Source organism: Pseudomonas sp. W2Jun17 (genome assembly GCF_023127795.1).
In the GTDB taxonomy this organism is placed as follows: domain Bacteria; phylum Pseudomonadota; class Gammaproteobacteria; order Pseudomonadales; family Pseudomonadaceae; genus Aquipseudomonas; species Aquipseudomonas synxantha_A.
Genome location: NZ_SPKO01000033.1, coordinates 211170 through 227334 on the forward strand (window position 1 = coordinate 211170; position 16165 = coordinate 227334).

Sequence of the window (16165 nt, forward strand, 5' to 3'; positions counted from 1 at the left end):
TGTTTTCCTGATATTTACCGATGGTGAGTGTCGCCAGCCGGTCGCTGAAAATGGCGGACCTGAATCTGGAAACCATTACGTAAACCTACATAGAGGCTTTCCCCGGGAACGAGTCCCGCAGCGGTGGCCCAACGGGCCAGATCGTCCTGTTCAAAACCCAGCCAGAGATCACCGCAGGCCTCCTTGGCCCAATTCTGGTTGTGGCTGCATAAATCCGTAACCAGCAGGCTACCGCCGGGGTGCAGTAACCCGGCCATTTGCTTGAGGGCGTCGGCGGGGGCGGCGAAATGGTGCAAGACCATGTTCAGCACCACGCAATCGGCCCGCAGGCTGGTGTCATTCAAGGCGTCGGCCAACTGCAGGCGCACATTGCTCAGGGCTTCGCGTTCACAGAGTTGGCGCGCCAGTTCAAGCATTGCCGGGCTGTTGTCCAGCGCCGTCACCTGCCCGAAACGCCGTGCCAGGTCCGGCAGAAAGCCGCCATCGCCAGGGCCGACTTCCACGGCCGTTGCCTCAGTACTGAAGCTCAGCTTGTCCAACAGCGCCAGTACGCTTTCGCGGTATTGGGGCAAGCCGGCGATCAGGTCCTGCTGGGCGCGAAACTTGTCGGCAACCCGGGAGAAAAAGTCTTGGCTGGCGGCGGCGCGTTGCCCGTGGACCTGGCCGATGCGCGACTGTACGTCGCTCGGCAGGCCGAGGTTATCCACTTCCTCAAGCAAGGCGGCGTGCAGTTTGCCGCCCAGCTGTTCGGTATGGGGCAGGGCGCGGCGGTAAAAAATCGCATTACCTTCGCGGCGCGTGGCGACCAGGTCGGCCTGGGCCAGCACTTTCAAGTGGTGGCTCATGCCGGATTGGCCGATGGCGAAGATCTGCGCCAGTTCCAGCACCCCGAACGAATCGTTGGCCAGTGCGCGCAATACGTTCAGGCGCAACGGATCACCTGCAGCCTTGCAAAGGGCTGCCAGTTCATCGCCGTCGTCAGGACGCAGGGAGGGCACGGGTAGGTTCATAAGGCCAGCAGTCTAGTGACGGGTGTAAATCCCTGCAAGGTCAATATCAAAAAGTTTTGATATTGATCGATAAGTGGCGGTTATAAGCTGCCGCTATAACCTTTAGACGAACCAGTTAAAGGTTTCTGCAACCTATTGCCGTCCAAACAACAGGAAAAACACCCTCAAGTGACTATCTGTCATTGCCCGCAGGCGGTGGCTGAGGGAAAATGCCGGTCCTTTTTTCCGTTTCTTTATAAGTAAACTCCAGGAGATCAGCGATGCCCAGCCGTCGTGAGCGTGCCAACGCCATTCGTGCCCTCAGCATGGATGCCGTGCAAAAAGCCAACAGCGGCCATCCCGGTGCCCCGATGGGCATGGCGGATATCGCCGAGGTACTTTGGCGTGACTACCTGAAACACAACCCGAGCAACCCGTCGTTCGCCGACCGTGACCGCTTCGTGCTGTCCAACGGCCACGGCTCGATGCTGATCTATTCGCTGCTGCACCTGACCGGCTACGACGTCACCATCGACGACCTCAAGAGCTTCCGTCAGCTGCACAGCCGCACCCCCGGTCACCCGGAATTCGGCTACACCCCAGGCGTGGAGACCACTACCGGTCCCCTGGGTCAGGGCCTGGCCAACGCTGTCGGCTTCGCGCTGGCTGAAAAAGTTCTGGGGGCGCAATTCAACCGCCCTGGCCACGACATCGTCGACCACCACACCTATGTGTTCCTGGGTGATGGCTGCATGATGGAAGGCATCTCCCACGAAGTCGCCTCCCTGGCCGGCACTCTCGGCCTGGGCAAGCTGATTGCCTTCTACGACGACAACGGCATTTCCATCGACGGCGAAGTCGAAGGCTGGTTCACCGACGACACCCCCAAGCGTTTCGAAGCCTACAACTGGCAGGTGATCCGCAACGTCGACGGCCACGATCCGGAAGAAATCAAGATCGCCATCGACACCGCTCGCAAGAGCGCGCAGCCAACCCTGATCTGCTGCAAGACCACCATCGGTTTCGGCTCGCCGAACAAGCAAGGTAAAGAAGACTGCCACGGCGCCCCACTGGGTGACGCGGAAATCGCCCTGACCCGTGAAGCGCTGAAGTGGAACCACGGCCCGTTTGAAATCCCGGCCGACATCTATGCCGAATGGGACGCCAAGGAAAAAGGCCTGGCCACCGAAGCCGAGTGGGACCAGCGTTTCGCGGCCTACTCCGCCGAATTCCCGGAGCTTGCCAACGAGCTGGTTCGTCGCCTGGCCGGTGACCTGCCTGCCGACTTCTCGGCAAAAGCCTCGGCCTACATCGCCGAAGTCGCGGCCAAGGGCGAGACCATCGCCAGCCGTAAAGCCAGCCAGAACACCCTGAACGCCTTTGGCCCGCTGCTGCCTGAGATCCTCGGCGGTTCGGCTGACCTGGCCGGTTCCAACCTGACCCTGTGGAAAGGCTGCAAAGGTGTCTCGGCCGAAGACGCCAGCGGCAACTACATGTACTACGGCGTGCGCGAGTTCGGCATGAGCGCCATCATGAACGGCGTGTCCTTGCACGGCGGCCTGGTGCCTTACGGCGCGACGTTCCTGATGTTCATGGAGTACGCACGTAACGCCGTACGTATGGCTGCGCTGATGAAGAAGCGTGTGATCCATGTGTACACCCACGACTCCATCGGCCTGGGTGAAGACGGCCCGACGCACCAGCCGGTCGAGCAACTGACCAGCCTGCGTACCACGCCGAACCTGGACTGCTGGCGCCCAGCCGACGCGGTCGAATCCGCCGTGGCCTGGAAGCACGCCATCGAGCGCAAGGACGGCCCTTCGGCGCTGATCTTCTCGCGTCAGAACCTGCAACACCAGGTGCGTACCGACGCGCAGATCGCCGACATCAGCCGTGGTGGTTATGTGCTCAAGGACTGCATCGGCGAGCCGGAGCTGATCCTGATCTCCACCGGTTCCGAAGTGGGCCTGACCGTTCAGGCCTACGACAAGCTGACCGCGCAGGGCCGCAACGTTCGCGTTGTATCCATGCCATGCACCAGCGTGTTCGAAGCCCAGGACGCCGGCTACAAGCAATCGGTGTTGCCGTTGCAGGTCAGCGCGCGTATCGCCATCGAAGCGGCTCACGCTGACTACTGGTACAAGTACGTGGGCCTGGAAGGCCGCGTGATCGGCATGACCACCTATGGTGAGTCGGCGCCGGCACCAGCGTTGTTCGAAGAGTTCGGTTTCACCCTGGAAAATATCCTGGGTCAGGCTGAAGAGTTGCTGGAAGACTAAGTCAGTCTGCGTTGTCTGCACTGGCGCTATCGCGGGCAAGCCCGCTCCCACATTTGGATCGCGGTCTAATGTGGGAGTGGGCTTGCCCGCGATGGCGTCAGAACATTCAACACCGCACTAACCTTGATCGAGAACCCCATGCCCCAACCGCGTCCCTACAAAGTTGCACTCAACGGCTACGGCCGCATTGGTCGTTGCGTCTTGCGTGCTCTGTTCGAGCGAGGGGCTGCAGCCGGGTTTGAAATTGTTGCAATCAACGATCTGGCCGACATGGCCAGCATCGAATACCTGACACGCTTTGACTCCACCCACGGCCGCTTTCCCGGCGAAGTGCGAGTCGACGGCGATTGTCTGCATATCAATGGCAACTGCGTACAAGTGTTGCGCAGTGCCACCCCCGAAGGCATCGACTGGAAAGCACTGGGCGTCGACCTGGTGCTGGAATGCTCCGGTGTCTATAACACCCGTGCCGATGGCCAGCGTTTTCTCGACGCCGGTGCGCCGCGTGTGCTGTTTTCACAGCCGATGGCCAGCGAGGCGGATGTCGACGCCACCATTGTCTATGGCATCAACCAGGATTGCCTGACCGGTGATGAGCTGCTGGTGTCCAACGCTTCGTGTACCACCAACTGCAGCGTGCCATTGTTGCGCCTGCTGGATCAGGCGATCGGCCTGGATTATGTATCGATCACCACGATTCACTCGGCGATGAACGACCAGCCGGTGATCGACGCCTATCACCACGAAGACCTGCGCCGCACGCGTTCGGCGTTCCAGTCAGTGATCCCGGTGTCCACAGGCTTAGCTCGCGGCATCGAGCGACTGTTGCCGGAACTTGCCGGGCGAATCCAGGCCAAAGCCGTACGGGTGCCGACGGTAAACGTGTCTTGCCTGGATATCACCATGCAAACCGTCAGCGACACCGATGCGACGGAGGTCAACCGGATACTGCGTGACGCCGCCACCAGCGGCCCGCTCAAAGGCCTGCTGGCCTACACCGAGTTGCCCCACGCCAGTTGCGATTTCAACCATGACCCGCATTCGGCGATTGTCGATGCCAGCCAGACTCGCGTTTCCGGCCCCAGGCTGGTGAACATCCTGGCCTGGTTCGACAACGAATGGGGTTTTGCCAACCGAATGCTGGATGTTGCGGAACATTATCTGCACATCGCCTCTAAACAACCTCAACAGTAATTCAGGAACTGCGACCCATGACCGTGTTGAAGATGACCGACCTCGATCTGCAAGGTAAACGCGTACTGATCCGCGAAGACCTCAACGTCCCAGTCAAGGACGGTGTTGTCACCAGCGATGCGCGAATCCTGGCCTCGCTGCCGACCATCAAGCTGGCCCTGGAAAAAGGCGCGGCCGTGATGGTCTGCTCCCACTTGGGTCGCCCGACCGAAGGTGAGTTCTCTGCCGAAAACAGCCTCAAGCCTGTCGCCGAGTACCTGAGCAAGGCCCTGGGCCGTGACGTGCCACTGGTCGCAGACTACCTGGGCGGCGTGGACGTGAAAGCCGGTGACATCGTGCTGTTCGAAAACGTGCGCTTCAACAAGGGCGAGAAAAAGAACAGCGACGAACTGGCCCAGCAATATGCCGCCTTGTGCGATGTGTTCGTGATGGACGCTTTCGGCACTGCTCACCGCGCTGAAGGTTCGACCCACGGTGTGGCCAAGTTCGCCAAGGTTGCCGCTGCCGGCCCACTGCTGGCTGCTGAGCTGGATGCGTTGGGCAAGGCCCTGGGCGCTCCGGCCCAGCCAATGGCGGCCATCGTTGCCGGCTCCAAGGTCTCCACCAAGCTGGATGTACTCAATAGCCTCAGCCAGATCTGCAACCAGTTGATCGTCGGCGGCGGCATCGCCAACACCTTCCTGGCCGCAGCCGGCCACCCGGTGGGCAAGTCCCTGTACGAACCGGACCTGCTGGATACCGCGCGCGCCATCGCCGCCAAAGTCAGCGTGCCATTGCCGGTGGACGTGGTCGTTGCCAAAGAGTTCGCTGAAAGCGCCGAAGCCACCGTCAAGCTCATCGCTGACGTGGCCGCTGACGACATGATCCTGGACATCGGCCCGCAAACTGCGGCCAACTTCGCCGAACTGCTCAAGGCATCCCAGACTATCCTGTGGAATGGCCCGGTAGGCGTGTTCGAGTTCGACCAGTTCGGCAACGGCACCAAAGTGCTGGCCAAAGCTATTGCTGAAAGCTCGGCCTTCTCCATCGCCGGCGGCGGTGACACCTTGGCGGCCATCGATAAATATGGCGTTGCTGATCAGATCTCCTACATTTCTACCGGTGGCGGCGCCTTCCTCGAATTCGTCGAGGGCAAGGTTTTGCCAGCCGTGGAAGTGCTGGAAACCCGAGCCAAGGGCTAAGGCTCGCGTGATCAGGAAAAGGAGTGTTCCCATGATCAAGTCGTTGGCACTGGTGATCGCAGCGGGCTTGTTGGCCGGCTGCAGCGGCACACCCAGCGCGGCGCCGGAGGCGGACAACGCCAAGGCTCCGTTGAACAAAAGCTGTTACCAGGCTGACTGGCAAGCCGAGACCATGCCGGTGATCAACAAGCGCATCGGCAACGAACGGCTGGAGAAATACGACTCCGCGCCCAACGGTCAGGAACAGGGTTGCCCTTGACGGGTCTGATCCACTAACCAACAGCAACGGCGGCCCCAGGTCGCCCTGCGAGGATTGGCAATGAAAGGCGTTTTCGCCCTGGCAGCCCTGGCCCTGTTGGCCGGTTGCAGCAGCATGAACATGTTCAGCAAGGCCGCAGAGCCTGCCGACAAGTGGACCACCTGGACCTGCGATAGCAAGGCCGAGCTCAACTGGCGCTTCGCCAACCAGGCCCGTTCCGAAGTGGATGTACGCCTCGGCGGCTCGGACCAGGTTTACCGTCTCAAGCAAGAGGTAGCCGCCTCGGGCGTGCTGTACAGCGACGGCCAGCTGGCGTTTCACACCAAAGGTGAGGAAGGCCTGGTGTACTGGGTTGCCACCGATGATTTGATTGGGCGCGGCTGCAAAGCCAACTGAACCCAACAGCAATAACGATTCAGCAGCTCAAGCTTAACCCCTTGATCTGCAATAACTTGAATAGCAGCCGCCGCTACGGCAGGCTTGCACGATTAACGACCCTCGACCGGGAGAGACAACACAATGGCACTTATCAGCATGCGTCAAATGCTGGACCACGCAGCCGAGTTCGGCTACGGCGTCCCAGCCTTTAACGTCAACAACCTTGAGCAGATGCGCGCCATCATGGAAGCCGCTGACAAGACCGACTCCCCTGTGATCGTCCAGGCTTCGGCCGGTGCGCGCAAATACGCCGGTGCCCCGTTCCTGCGTCACCTGATCCTTGCGGCCATCGAAGAATTCCCACATATCCCGGTGTGCATGCACCAGGACCACGGCACCAGCCCTGACGTGTGCCAGCGCTCCATCCAGCTGGGCTTCAGCTCGGTGATGATGGATGGCTCCCTCGGCGAAGACGGCAAGACCCCAACCGACTACGAGTACAACGTACGCGTCACCCAACAAACTGTGGCCATGGCTCATGCCTGCGGCGTGTCGGTCGAAGGCGAGCTGGGCTGCCTGGGCTCGCTTGAAACCGGCATGGCCGGCGAAGAAGACGGCATCGGCGCCGAAGGCGTGCTGGATCACAGCCAGATGCTGACCGACCCGGAAGAAGCGGCCGACTTCGTCAAGAAGACCCAGGTCGACGCCTTGGCCATCGCCATCGGCACCAGCCACGGCGCCTACAAGTTCACCAAGCCACCTACCGGCGACGTGCTGGCTATCGACCGCATCAAGGAAATCCACAAGCGCATCCCCAACACCCACCTGGTGATGCACGGCTCTTCCTCGGTCCCGCAAGAGTGGCTGGCGATCATCAACCAGTACGGCGGCGACATCAAAGAAACCTACGGCGTACCGGTTGAAGAAATCGTCGAAGGCATCAAGTACGGCGTGCGCAAGGTCAACATCGACACCGACCTGCGCCTGGCCTCTACTGGCGCAATGCGTCGCCTGATGGCCACCAACCCGAGCGAGTTCGACCCGCGTAAGTTCTTCGGTGCCACCGTGACCGCAATGCGCGACGTGTGTATTGCTCGCTACGAAGCGTTTGGTACTGCGGGTAATGCTTCGAAGATCAAGCCGATCTCGTTGGAAGCGATGTACCAGCGGTATTTGAAGGGTGAGTTGAACGCTAAGGTGAACTGAGTCCACAAGGCTGGTGCGTATTAAAAACCCGTCTCGAGACGGGTTTTTTGTGTGTGAGCGAGCGTGTCCCGCCACCCTTGGGCATTACCTGTCATGATTGAACTACCACTGTTCCAATATCAGGGCGCTACTGCGGTAATCAATAAGATTATGGACTGTAGAACCGTGCCATTAGGTTTTGTAACGACGTAATAGAACTGCAGATCACCAGCGCCTGTCGTGACCCTGCCGTTATGGTAGAAGTCGAATTCAAACACATACGGGGCTAAATATGCACGATGCCCGGAGAACGTTCCTACTTTTCCCGTCGTTGTGTTTTTTACGTGCAAAACTACGTTGTCGTTGTTGACGTCAAATACAGTGCTCTGTGGCACATAGATACCATAGCCGTCTATCGCACGAAAAGCATCAGGAATAGTGGTCGACTTCCTCGTGATGTTGTTGGGATTGTTAAAGTCAATGCCGATGGGCGATATATTGTTCAAGACGGTTCTGCTCGAGTTATAAAGCAACAAGTCAACCGGTGGCATAAAGATAGGTGGCATGATTTTGGTTCACTATGAGTGCTGGAGAAGGTTAAACACGTCTGACACCTAAGTAATTCGTACCCCATGTGCTATTTGTAAAATGAATGGTATGACTGCCCTCAAGTAAGCTGTAGTAAGGGTCCGCTGCATTCAGTTCTATGTTCAGCCCGCTTACCCGAGTTCCGCTCGATTGGGTCGACTGCATTCTGATTACTGTGCCCTGTGCAGATCCGGGATTCGGGGTGTTAAATGTGCCAGAGAGGGAGATAAAATCTCCGTAGTAGTTGCAGTTTCCTGCAAAGACTCCGGTAGTGGGCGACGTATATATGATGTTTCCAACGGTAATGTAAATCGATAGATCGCCGTAACCACCGGTGTATTGGCCAGATGTAAAGACTGCAGTCATTTTATATGCTCCAGATAATGATGTTGCTTATTGAATGCTCTGTGTAAGCGCTTTGCTCAAGTCGTCCCAGTTGCCATAAGCGGGCTGTTGTTGAATGCTGGCAGCGGTACGGGCACCCCTAAAATTTATATGGGCAATCGCGCCTGGCTCCATGTTGACGTCGGTAACAGTTCTGTTGGGCTCATCAAATAATTGAAAAGAACTGGTCGTTATTAAGGATATGATACTGTCTGCGGGAATGGAGGCGACCTCTCCGTTAATGCTCATTATATGGCTATTGGTGTTCGAATCGAATCCAAGAAATGTACCCGTAATTACACCTAGGGTGGTGTTGAGTGTAAACGTTAAGTCTTCGAAGCCTGTATAAACATCCATGCGAATACTCTCTGTAATAGTAAGATGTGGAAGTCCTTTTATTTAGACACAAGGCCCAGACCTACCGTGTAGGTGATAAGGCTGGACCTTGATACTTCGCTTAACTGTTACTGGATGGGATCTGTGTAGGCTCCTGCACTGGCGGGATTACTACGTTTGTTGGAGTCGTTTGCAACGTCGAGGGAATATCGGCGGTTCGAATGAGGCGAACATTATTTTGGGAAAGCGTAAGAAGTTGTTGAGTTGAAATTTCTTTGATGCTAAAGGTCTCCTTTGAAATTCCCGCTACTTTTCCAATGATGATTTTTTTATCAATGGTCTCGAAAACTGCGAGGTCATTTTCCTTGAGTGGCAGACCTTGCGGGTTGCTGGCGTTATCCATGGTCGTATTCTCCAATTTTGCTATTTTATTTCATGTGTGTTGATGAAGGGCGCTGATGTATTCAGTATAGACACGTCTATTAGTTTCTAATGACCGCTACGCTACCACTCGGCACGATAGTAGTCTGGCTAGGATAAATGGTTGTTGTAGGAATGCCGGTGTAGGTTTGATAGTGAGGGTTGTTGAAGTAAAAGCCTGCCCACAGTGCCCAGAACTTTTCTTCATCGGTGCATTTTATACAGGTGGGTGGCTGTGGAAGAGTGACCATTGAACTCCGCTGGTTGTAGATCTGGACGACGCTTCCTGCTTGAGCATAGACGGTGTTATAGGTGTTGTAAGTGGTGTAGTCTTGAATGTAAGAGCCAGGTTGGGCAACGACAAATGTTCGAGCGCCCACCTTCGGTCCTTCCGTTGGCGCTTGTGGTTGCGAATTTAAAAGCGCCGAATTGACCCATGCCTTGATACTTTGCTCTTCAAAAGTAACGAACTCACCTGTTGGGGTTGCCACCGTGTAGGTTTTTGCGACGCCATCATAATGATCAATTGTACCGGCAAAGGTTCCGTGATCGGTTACGGCGCACACCTTATCACCGGCAGTGTACCGTTTAAGTTCGATAGTGGCGTTTAGAGTTTCCATGTTTGCACTTCCTTAGTGCGATGAGTGAGGCCTTATCGTCTAATAATCGGGAAGGAGCGGCTACTGTCAACATTAACAGGTGTCTAGAACGATTCGGAATTAAGCTGCGATTTATTACAAGGCCGAATCGCTTGTGACTCTTATACGGCATGTTTATTCAAAATGTCAGTTGTGGGCATGAGCCTATAGGGGAAAACCCGCAAAAGTGCGGGCTTTTGTTGCAGGGCTTGATCAAGCAGCGGCAGGATCATCGAACACCACGGTGTTCAATGACCCGAAACACATCACTTACATCCTGCACCAGAATGCGTGTTGTTCAGGTCGCGTTCGGCGAAGTCCGGCATGGAGCACGCCATCAGGTTGAGGTGCTCAAGCGCCGCGTTGAGGCGTTCGCGCAGACAGGCGTGAAGGTCAAGCAGTGGTGCGTCGCTGTCGATCAGGAGCACGGGGTAGTCGGTGGCGGTTTCGGTGCGGTGAAGCGGCGGGGTGGTAGTTGTTGGGTCATGGTGAATCCTTAACTCGAAAGAAGATTGACCACCGTTTGCTGCGAAACAAATTAGGTGGCAGCTGTACGCGGGTTCGCAGACCGAGGAGCTAAGACCCGGCAGACCCGAAGGTCTCCCACGCACAGCCGCCATAACAAAGACTGCCGTCGGCAAGATACCGGGACTGTTTTGACGGGTGCGGTTTTAACTCTGTAGGGCTGCGAAACCCTATCGCTGATCAACGCCGGCGACGGGGCGAGCTATAAGCGGCGAGTTGGCTTGTCGCAATGGTGCTGTAGGACGGACACCAAGCCCTCAGGCCACACAGGCCAAATGTGGGAGGGGGCTTGCCCCCGATTGCGGTGGGTCAGTCACAGCTATTGGAGCTGGCACACCGCTATCGGGAGCAAGCCCCCTCCCACAGGGGATTTAATCGTCTGGATTTATCGGGGAATGATCCGTGGGCTTATCGGACGTTGCCTACTCGAAATAGGCTAATCCATTTACTCGTGATCAATATCCAACTTCGCAAACGTCACCCTTGCCCCCTCCTTGCTGTCCCCACTGTTGTCCTGCACATACACCCCCGCCTTGAAGTACAACGGCTTGTCGCCCCAGGCAGCGCCAATGCGTTCATTCCACTCGCTGTCGGCGGCGTACACGCTGAGCAGCCCGGCTTTGTTGAGATTGATAACGTAGGTGAAGCTCTTCTCCAGCGACACGTCGGAGGCGACGATGATGACCTGGCTCTCGGCCTCGTCCGGGCGCATGCGCACCTTGGCGACGATGTTGCCGGTCTGGGTTTTTTCCTTGAACTGGTACTCCAGCTTGATCAGTGGTTTCTGGCTGTCATAGGCGTGGATCTGGCCGATGACGACTTTGCCGGAGGTGGGTACCTGGTTGACCGTGAGGGTGGCGCGCAGGAAGTTGTCGGCCTCGGGGTAGGTCCAGTTGCGCAGGCGCCCGTCGGCGTAGGTTTCGCGCAGTTCGCTGCGTGGGTAAATGGCGTTTTCGGTGCGGGTGCCGGTCACGGGGGTCCAGAACTGCACATCGCTGCCTTCGGCCTGGAAGTATTGATCGTTGAAGCCACTCAGCAGCCTTGGGGTGTCGATGGTCGTGGGCGGGGAGCCGACCGGAATGCTCAGGTTCCAGGTGGAGAGGTCGATCATGGTGTTGGCCTTTTACAGAGGGTGAAAACGTTGGCCCAGAGGCCTTACCGGTTCTTTATAGGCGGTGCTGGTGAAATTGTTAAACAATCGCTGGCAATTAATTGGCGTCAGAGGAATGCCAAAAAGCCATGTTGCCCATGAGCCGCGGGCTGTAGGGCCTTACCGTTAGTCGGCTTCCTGGCTTTTGTTTCAATGAGGGCATCCACGTCACTTCTGCTTTTTTGGAACCGAGGCTAGAGTGAGCCCTCAGTATTTATCCGGGTTTGGTAACAGAACTGACCGGTGCAGCTCCCCAAGGAAGAGACGTAGCATGGATTGCGCTCCACACCCAGGCGATGCCAGTTCGGTCCTTTTGGTGGTCGATGACTACCCGGAAAACCTCGTCAGCATGCGTGCGCTATTGCAGTGTGAAGACTGGCGGGTAATGACCGCCGCTTCCGGCCTGGAAGCCTTGGAATTGCTGCTGGCCCACGACGTCGACCTGGTGTTGCTGGACGTGCGCATGCCCGGTATGGATGGCTTCGAGGTGGCACGTCTAATGCGTGGCAGCCAACGCACGCGCATGACGCCGATTATCTTCCTGACAGCCACTGCCCATTCACCCGATGCGGTACTTGAAGGGTATGCCAGCGGTGCGATCGACTACCTGTTCAAGCCGTTTGACCCACTTATCCTCAAGCCCAAGGTGCAGGCGTTGCTGGATCACCAGCGTAATCGCCGCGCTTTGCAGCGCCTGAGCCATGACCTGGAACTGGCGCGCGCCTTTAATGCCTCGGTGCTGGATAACGCCGCCGAGGGCATTCTGGTGGTGGGCGAAACCAGTGTGATCGAGTACGCCAACCCGGCCATTTCGCGGCTGCTCAATGCCACGATGGCCGAGTTGCAGGGGGAGAGTTTCCTCAGTTTTCTGCAAAAACCTCATGTGCCCACTTGGCTGGGCTTCCCGATGTACGAGGCGTATCGCAAGGGCCAGACGTGGCGCCAGCACGATGCCATTTTGCGTACTGGTCGCGGGCAGCAGGTGCCGGTGGCGTTATCCTGCGCGCCCTTGCCTGCCGAGCAGCAGGCGATGGTGGTGACAGTGCTGGACATGTCTGAAGTGCGCCACCTGCACCAGCAGCTGGAGTTCCAGGCCGTGACCGACCCGTTGACCGGGCTGCTGAACCGGCGGGGTTTTCATCAGGCGGTGGAGAATACGTTGCTGCGCGGCGAACGCAGTGAGCAGGCGCTGGTATTGCTGTACCTGGACCTTGATGGCTTCAAGCGAGTCAACGATACGTTGGGCCACGACGCCGGTGATCGCGTGCTGCGTTGGGTTTCTGAACAAATGCAGGCATATCTGCGTTCCTACGACATTCTCGGACGCATTGGCGGGGACGAGTTCACCGCCTTGCTGGAGCTTGAGTTCCCCGAACAGGCTGCGAAGATCGCGGAAAAGCTGATCGAGCGAGTGTCTGTGTGCCAGCAGGTCGACGGTCTGGATGTGATGCTCGGCGTCAGTATTGGCATTGCGACGTTTCCGGATTGCGGCTCGGACCTGAGCGGTCTGTTACGGGCAGCAGATATCGCTATGTACGAAGCCAAGCGCGCCGGACGTCAGCAGTATCGTTACTACGACCAGGAAATGAACGGCCGCGCCCGTTCGCGGCTGATGCTCGAAGACAGCGTACGCACAGCCATTGCGAACAAGGATTTCACCTTGGTGTACCAACCCCAGATGTGCCTGGATGATGGGCGTCTGCGCGGTGTCGAAGCACTGTTGCGCTGGCAGCATCCGAGTGTCGGCGATGTGCCACCAGGTTTGTTTTTGCCGCTGTTGGAAGAGGCGCGCTTGATCAGCCAGTTGAGCACCTGGATCTACCAGCAAGTCGCTGCTCAGCGCCAGGCCTGGCAAGCTACCTTCGACCCTGAGCTGGTGCTGAGCGTGAGCCTGAGCAGTAGCCAGTTCAATATGCCCAACCTGGCCAACCAACTGCAGCAGGTACTGGAGCGACATGGGCTGCGTGGGCGGCAGTTGGAGGTGGAAATCGGTGAAGACTGCCTGATGAATAATCTTGAGGAGTCGACCAAACAGTTGCAGTTACTGCGCCGCATTGGCGTGCGTATAGCCCTGGATGACTTTGGTGCTGGCCACTGCTCCCTGGCCCATTTGCGCGATCTTGCGTTCGACACCCTCAAGCTTGACCCGCAGTTGGTGGCGCGCCTGCCAGGCTCGTCGCGGGATGCCGCAATGGCACGCAGCATCATCCAGTTGTGTGGGCATTTTGATGTGTTGGTGATCGCTGAAGGCGTAGAGACCCTTGAGCAAACAGAATGGCTCAAGGCCAATGGCTGCACGTATATCCAGGGGCCGTGGGCGGCGTTGCCGTTAATGGCCGAGGACGTTGCAGGCTGGTCGTACCCTCGCGGGCGTTGAATTCGCTACACTGGCGCCCGTCCCATTTGCGTTGCACACCCCCATGACTGCGTTGAAATACCTCCAGGCCTATCCCGCTGCGCTTCAGGAGCAAGTGCGTCAACTGATCGCCAAGGACCAGTTGGGTGCCTATCTGGAGCAGCGTTACCCCGAACGCCACGCCGTGCAGAGCGACAAGGCGCTGTACGCCTACGCGCTGGCCCTGAAGCAGGAACACTTGCGCAACGCACCGCCCATCGACAAGGTGCTGTTCGATAACCGGCTGGACCTGACTCATCGCGCCTTGGGTTTGCACACCACGATTTCGCGGGTACAGGGCGGTAATCTCAAGTCCAAGAAAGAGATTCGCATCGCTTCGCTGTTCAAGGAGGCCGCCCCGCAGTTTCTACGCATGATCGTGGTGCATGAACTGGCGCACTTCAAGGAATCGGACCACAACAAGGCGTTCTACAAACTCTGCCAATACATGATGCCGGACTACCATCAGGTGGAATTCGACCTGCGGGTGTACCTCACCTGGCGCGATTTGCAGGGCAAGCCCTAACCACAAGGCGACAGACCATGGATGTGAGCAAGACCAAAAGCAGCTTCTATCGCCGCCTGTATGTGGCGTATTTGATCGACAGCCAGTTGGCCAGCAGCGTCCCGGCGCTGACCGAGGCCACTGGCATGCCACGGCGCACGGCCCAGGACACGATTGCGGCGTTGGCTGACTTGGATATCGTGTGCGAGTTTGAGCAGGAAGAGGGGGCGCGTAATCACGCTGGGCATTATCGGATTCGTGATTGGGGTGCGATTGACCGGGGGTGGATCGCGGCCAATCTTGCGATGATCAAGCAGGTGTTGGGTTACCCCTGACACAGGTTGTGGCTGGATTTGCCCCCGATGAGGCCATCAAGCCCGCCGCATACCAATATGTGGAATATCGTCTTCCAGGTATTCCTCGCCCGCCACTACGAACCCATAGCGCCCGTAATACCCCTGCAAATGCGCCTGGGCTGAGAGAAAAATCGGCATTTCTGGCCAGATACTCTCAATGCGCTTGAGCGCTTCCTCCATCATTTGATGCCCCAGCCCGGTGCCCCGTGCCACCTTTGCTACGATGACGCGGCCGATCACTACGTCGTCGCCCTGGGACTCAGGGTCCAGTAACCGCAGGTAGGCCACCAGCTCATCATCTTGCCAGGCCATCAAGTGGTGGGTATCGCCCGCCAGATCCTGGCCGTCGATGTCCTGGTAAACGCATTGTTGCTCGACGACGAAGACCTCGTTGCGCAGGCGCAGGATGGCGTACAGCTGTTCCTTGCCCAAGTCGTCGTGATGTTTGCAGACCCAATCAACCGTCATGATGTGTGCTCGTATAAAGACGTGCCAAGAATAGTAAGCGCGGCGGGCGCTGGTGTCTAAAATGGTAATTTTGTGAATGGCATCAATTTGCCATCATTCGGCGCGGGCACCGCGGGTTTCTTTGTGTAATCTGCAGTGCACGCTCATTGATGAGCTACTGTTATCAGGCCACTGCCTGCCCGCCAAGGACTTTGAGCATGCCGCGATTGACTCGTGCCGTTGCTTTGATCGCCGTGTTGTTACTGGCCCAACCGGTGTTGGCACAACGCCTGCGCCTGGTGGCGGATAGCTGGCCGCCGTTTACCGATGCCACCCTGATCAATGGCGGCCTGGCCACGGATATCGTCAGCACGGCCCTGGCCCGTGCGGGGTATGCCAGTGATTTTGACCAGGTGCCTTGGGCTCGCGCCTTGAAAGGGGTGGGGGACGGACGCTACGACGTGCTGATCAACGCCTGGTACGACGAGGCCCGTACGCAGTTGGGGCAGTTTTCCGGCGAGTATTTGCTTAACCGTGTGCGCTTTCTCAAGCGTAGCGACGATCCCATTGCTTATCGCAACCTGACAGAACTGCACGACGAAACGATCGCCGTGGTGCGCGGTTACGCCTACTCGGCAGCGTTTGACCAAGACACGCTGTTGCAGAAAGTGCCGGTGCACAACTTTGCCATGGCCGTGCGCATGTTGGCGGCCCGGCGCGTGCGGTTGACGTTGGAGGATGAATACGTAGCGCGTTACTACCTGGCGCGGGAATCTCCGCGGGTGCGCAATGCCGTGGCGTTCGTGGGCGAGCCCTTGAGCCAGAACAGCTTGCATATCCTGGTCAGCCTGAAGAACCCCGAACACGCGCAGATTGTTGCCGGTTTTGATCGGGAGATTGCGCGGATGAAGGCGGATGGCAGTTATGCGCGGTTGATGAAGGCGCATGGGATGTAG

General features: G+C 57.7%; 17 protein-coding genes and 1 pseudogene. 10 read left to right on the plus strand and 8 right to left on the minus strand.

The window, feature by feature from the left end:
• Positions 1-14: 14 nt before the first annotated feature.
• Entirely contained in the window at positions 15-1010 is a 996-nt protein-coding gene (locus tag E4O98_RS21035; RefSeq protein ID WP_248136159.1) for a metalloregulator ArsR/SmtB family transcription factor, read from the minus strand.
• 260 nt (positions 1011-1270) lie between these two features.
• On the opposite strand from E4O98_RS21035, the gene tkt reads away from it, so the two are divergent.
• The 6 genes from tkt to fba all read left to right on the plus strand — a co-directional run bounded on the left by tkt (position 1271) and on the right by fba (position 7486).
• Positions 1271-3268 carry a transketolase gene (gene tkt, locus E4O98_RS21040; RefSeq protein ID WP_005792201.1) on the plus strand — a complete coding sequence of 666 codons (1998 nt, stop codon included), beginning with the start codon at positions 1271-1273 and terminating at the stop codon, positions 3266-3268.
• A gap of 138 nt (positions 3269-3406) precedes the next feature.
• Positions 3407-4462, plus strand: a complete 1056-nt coding sequence (gene epd, locus E4O98_RS21045; protein WP_103734253.1) for an erythrose-4-phosphate dehydrogenase — start codon at positions 3407-3409, stop codon at positions 4460-4462.
• Positions 4463-4479: 17 nt separating this feature from the next.
• Entirely contained in the window at positions 4480-5643 is a 1164-nt protein-coding gene (locus E4O98_RS21050) for a phosphoglycerate kinase (RefSeq protein WP_032879003.1), read from the plus strand.
• Between the two features lie 31 nt (positions 5644-5674).
• On the plus strand, positions 5675-5902 hold the full coding sequence (locus E4O98_RS21055; RefSeq protein WP_005792197.1) for a hypothetical protein: 228 nt from the start codon (positions 5675-5677) through the stop codon (positions 5900-5902).
• 60 nt (positions 5903-5962) lie between these two features.
• The gene (locus E4O98_RS21060) at positions 5963-6298 is read left to right on the plus strand and encodes an MliC family protein (protein ID WP_005792196.1); all 336 of its coding nucleotides are present in this window, start codon (positions 5963-5965) and stop codon (positions 6296-6298) included.
• 123 nt (positions 6299-6421) lie between these two features.
• Positions 6422-7486: a class II fructose-bisphosphate aldolase gene (gene fba / locus E4O98_RS21065; protein WP_003177554.1), complete on the plus strand. Its 1065-nt coding sequence runs from the start codon at positions 6422-6424 to the stop codon at positions 7484-7486.
• A 119-nt stretch (positions 7487-7605) separates the two neighbouring features.
• Here fba and E4O98_RS21070 read toward each other — a convergent pair whose 3' ends face one another.
• The 6 genes and pseudogenes from E4O98_RS21070 to E4O98_RS21095 all read right to left on the minus strand — a co-directional run bounded on the left by E4O98_RS21070 (position 7606) and on the right by E4O98_RS21095 (position 11467).
• Positions 7606-8031: a hypothetical protein gene (locus E4O98_RS21070; RefSeq protein WP_223017714.1), complete on the minus strand. Its 426-nt coding sequence runs from the start codon at positions 8029-8031 to the stop codon at positions 7606-7608.
• 415 nt (positions 8032-8446) lie between these two features.
• Positions 8447-8794, minus strand: coding sequence for a hypothetical protein (locus E4O98_RS21075; RefSeq protein WP_228309065.1), 348 nt, complete (start codon positions 8792-8794; stop codon positions 8447-8449).
• 100 nt (positions 8795-8894) lie between these two features.
• Positions 8895-9176 (minus strand): hypothetical protein, encoded by a 282-nt coding sequence (locus E4O98_RS21080; RefSeq protein WP_223017713.1) that lies wholly within the window; start codon positions 9174-9176, stop codon positions 8895-8897.
• Between the two features lie 79 nt (positions 9177-9255).
• A complete protein-coding gene (locus E4O98_RS21085) occupies positions 9256-9813 on the minus strand; it encodes a hypothetical protein (protein ID WP_223017712.1) in 558 nt (185 codons plus the stop codon).
• 231 nt (positions 9814-10044) lie between these two features.
• A pseudogene (locus tag E4O98_RS21090) lies at positions 10045-10318 on the minus strand (fructose-bisphosphate aldolase).
• A 483-nt stretch (positions 10319-10801) separates the two neighbouring features.
• Positions 10802-11467, minus strand: coding sequence for a polysaccharide lyase family 7 protein (locus E4O98_RS21095; protein WP_248136162.1), 666 nt, complete (start codon positions 11465-11467; stop codon positions 10802-10804).
• 310 nt (positions 11468-11777) lie between these two features.
• On the opposite strand from E4O98_RS21095, the gene E4O98_RS21100 reads away from it, so the two are divergent.
• The 3 genes from E4O98_RS21100 to E4O98_RS21110 are packed head-to-tail and all read left to right on the plus strand — an operon-like array spanning position 11778 to position 14741.
• Positions 11778-13883, plus strand: a complete 2106-nt coding sequence (locus E4O98_RS21100) for an EAL domain-containing protein (RefSeq protein WP_248136163.1) — start codon at positions 11778-11780, stop codon at positions 13881-13883.
• A 43-nt stretch (positions 13884-13926) separates the two neighbouring features.
• Positions 13927-14427, plus strand: coding sequence for a M48 family metallopeptidase (locus E4O98_RS21105; protein WP_248136165.1), 501 nt, complete (start codon positions 13927-13929; stop codon positions 14425-14427).
• A gap of 17 nt (positions 14428-14444) precedes the next feature.
• Complete coding sequence (locus tag E4O98_RS21110) at positions 14445-14741, plus strand: winged helix-turn-helix domain-containing protein (RefSeq protein ID WP_005792184.1); 297 nt, start codon at positions 14445-14447, stop codon at positions 14739-14741.
• Between the two features lie 36 nt (positions 14742-14777).
• On the opposite strand, the gene E4O98_RS21115 is transcribed toward E4O98_RS21110, so the two are convergent.
• Positions 14778-15230, minus strand: a complete 453-nt coding sequence (locus tag E4O98_RS21115) for a GNAT family N-acetyltransferase (RefSeq protein ID WP_103735277.1) — start codon at positions 15228-15230, stop codon at positions 14778-14780.
• A 197-nt stretch (positions 15231-15427) separates the two neighbouring features.
• On the opposite strand from E4O98_RS21115, the gene E4O98_RS21120 reads away from it, so the two are divergent.
• Positions 15428-16165, plus strand: coding sequence for a transporter substrate-binding domain-containing protein (locus E4O98_RS21120; protein ID WP_032879022.1), 738 nt, complete (start codon positions 15428-15430; stop codon positions 16163-16165).

Excerpts from the sequence above, each read along its gene's own strand:
- E4O98_RS21035 (WP_248136159.1), bottom strand. The coding sequence starts at position 1,010 with ATGAACCTACCCGTGCCCTCCCTGCGTCCTGACGACGGCGATGAACTG.
- tkt (WP_005792201.1), top strand. The coding sequence starts at position 1,271 with ATGCCCAGCCGTCGTGAGCGTGCCAACGCCATTCGTGCCCTCAGCATG.
- epd (WP_103734253.1), top strand. The coding sequence starts at position 3,407 with ATGCCCCAACCGCGTCCCTACAAAGTTGCACTCAACGGCTACGGCCGC.
- E4O98_RS21050 (WP_032879003.1), top strand. The coding sequence starts at position 4,480 with ATGACCGTGTTGAAGATGACCGACCTCGATCTGCAAGGTAAACGCGTA.
- E4O98_RS21055 (WP_005792197.1), top strand. The coding sequence starts at position 5,675 with ATGATCAAGTCGTTGGCACTGGTGATCGCAGCGGGCTTGTTGGCCGGC.
- E4O98_RS21060 (WP_005792196.1), top strand. The coding sequence starts at position 5,963 with ATGAAAGGCGTTTTCGCCCTGGCAGCCCTGGCCCTGTTGGCCGGTTGC.
- fba (WP_003177554.1), top strand. The coding sequence starts at position 6,422 with ATGGCACTTATCAGCATGCGTCAAATGCTGGACCACGCAGCCGAGTTC.
- E4O98_RS21070 (WP_223017714.1), bottom strand. The coding sequence starts at position 8,031 with ATGCCACCTATCTTTATGCCACCGGTTGACTTGTTGCTTTATAACTCG.
- E4O98_RS21075 (WP_228309065.1), bottom strand. The coding sequence starts at position 8,794 with ATGGATGTTTATACAGGCTTCGAAGACTTAACGTTTACACTCAACACC.
- E4O98_RS21080 (WP_223017713.1), bottom strand. The coding sequence starts at position 9,176 with ATGGATAACGCCAGCAACCCGCAAGGTCTGCCACTCAAGGAAAATGAC.
- E4O98_RS21085 (WP_223017712.1), bottom strand. The coding sequence starts at position 9,813 with ATGGAAACTCTAAACGCCACTATCGAACTTAAACGGTACACTGCCGGT.
- E4O98_RS21095 (WP_248136162.1), bottom strand. The coding sequence starts at position 11,467 with ATGATCGACCTCTCCACCTGGAACCTGAGCATTCCGGTCGGCTCCCCG.
- E4O98_RS21100 (WP_248136163.1), top strand. The coding sequence starts at position 11,778 with ATGGATTGCGCTCCACACCCAGGCGATGCCAGTTCGGTCCTTTTGGTG.
- E4O98_RS21105 (WP_248136165.1), top strand. The coding sequence starts at position 13,927 with ATGACTGCGTTGAAATACCTCCAGGCCTATCCCGCTGCGCTTCAGGAG.
- E4O98_RS21110 (WP_005792184.1), top strand. The coding sequence starts at position 14,445 with ATGGATGTGAGCAAGACCAAAAGCAGCTTCTATCGCCGCCTGTATGTG.
- E4O98_RS21115 (WP_103735277.1), bottom strand. The coding sequence starts at position 15,230 with ATGACGGTTGATTGGGTCTGCAAACATCACGACGACTTGGGCAAGGAA.
- E4O98_RS21120 (WP_032879022.1), top strand. The coding sequence starts at position 15,428 with ATGCCGCGATTGACTCGTGCCGTTGCTTTGATCGCCGTGTTGTTACTG.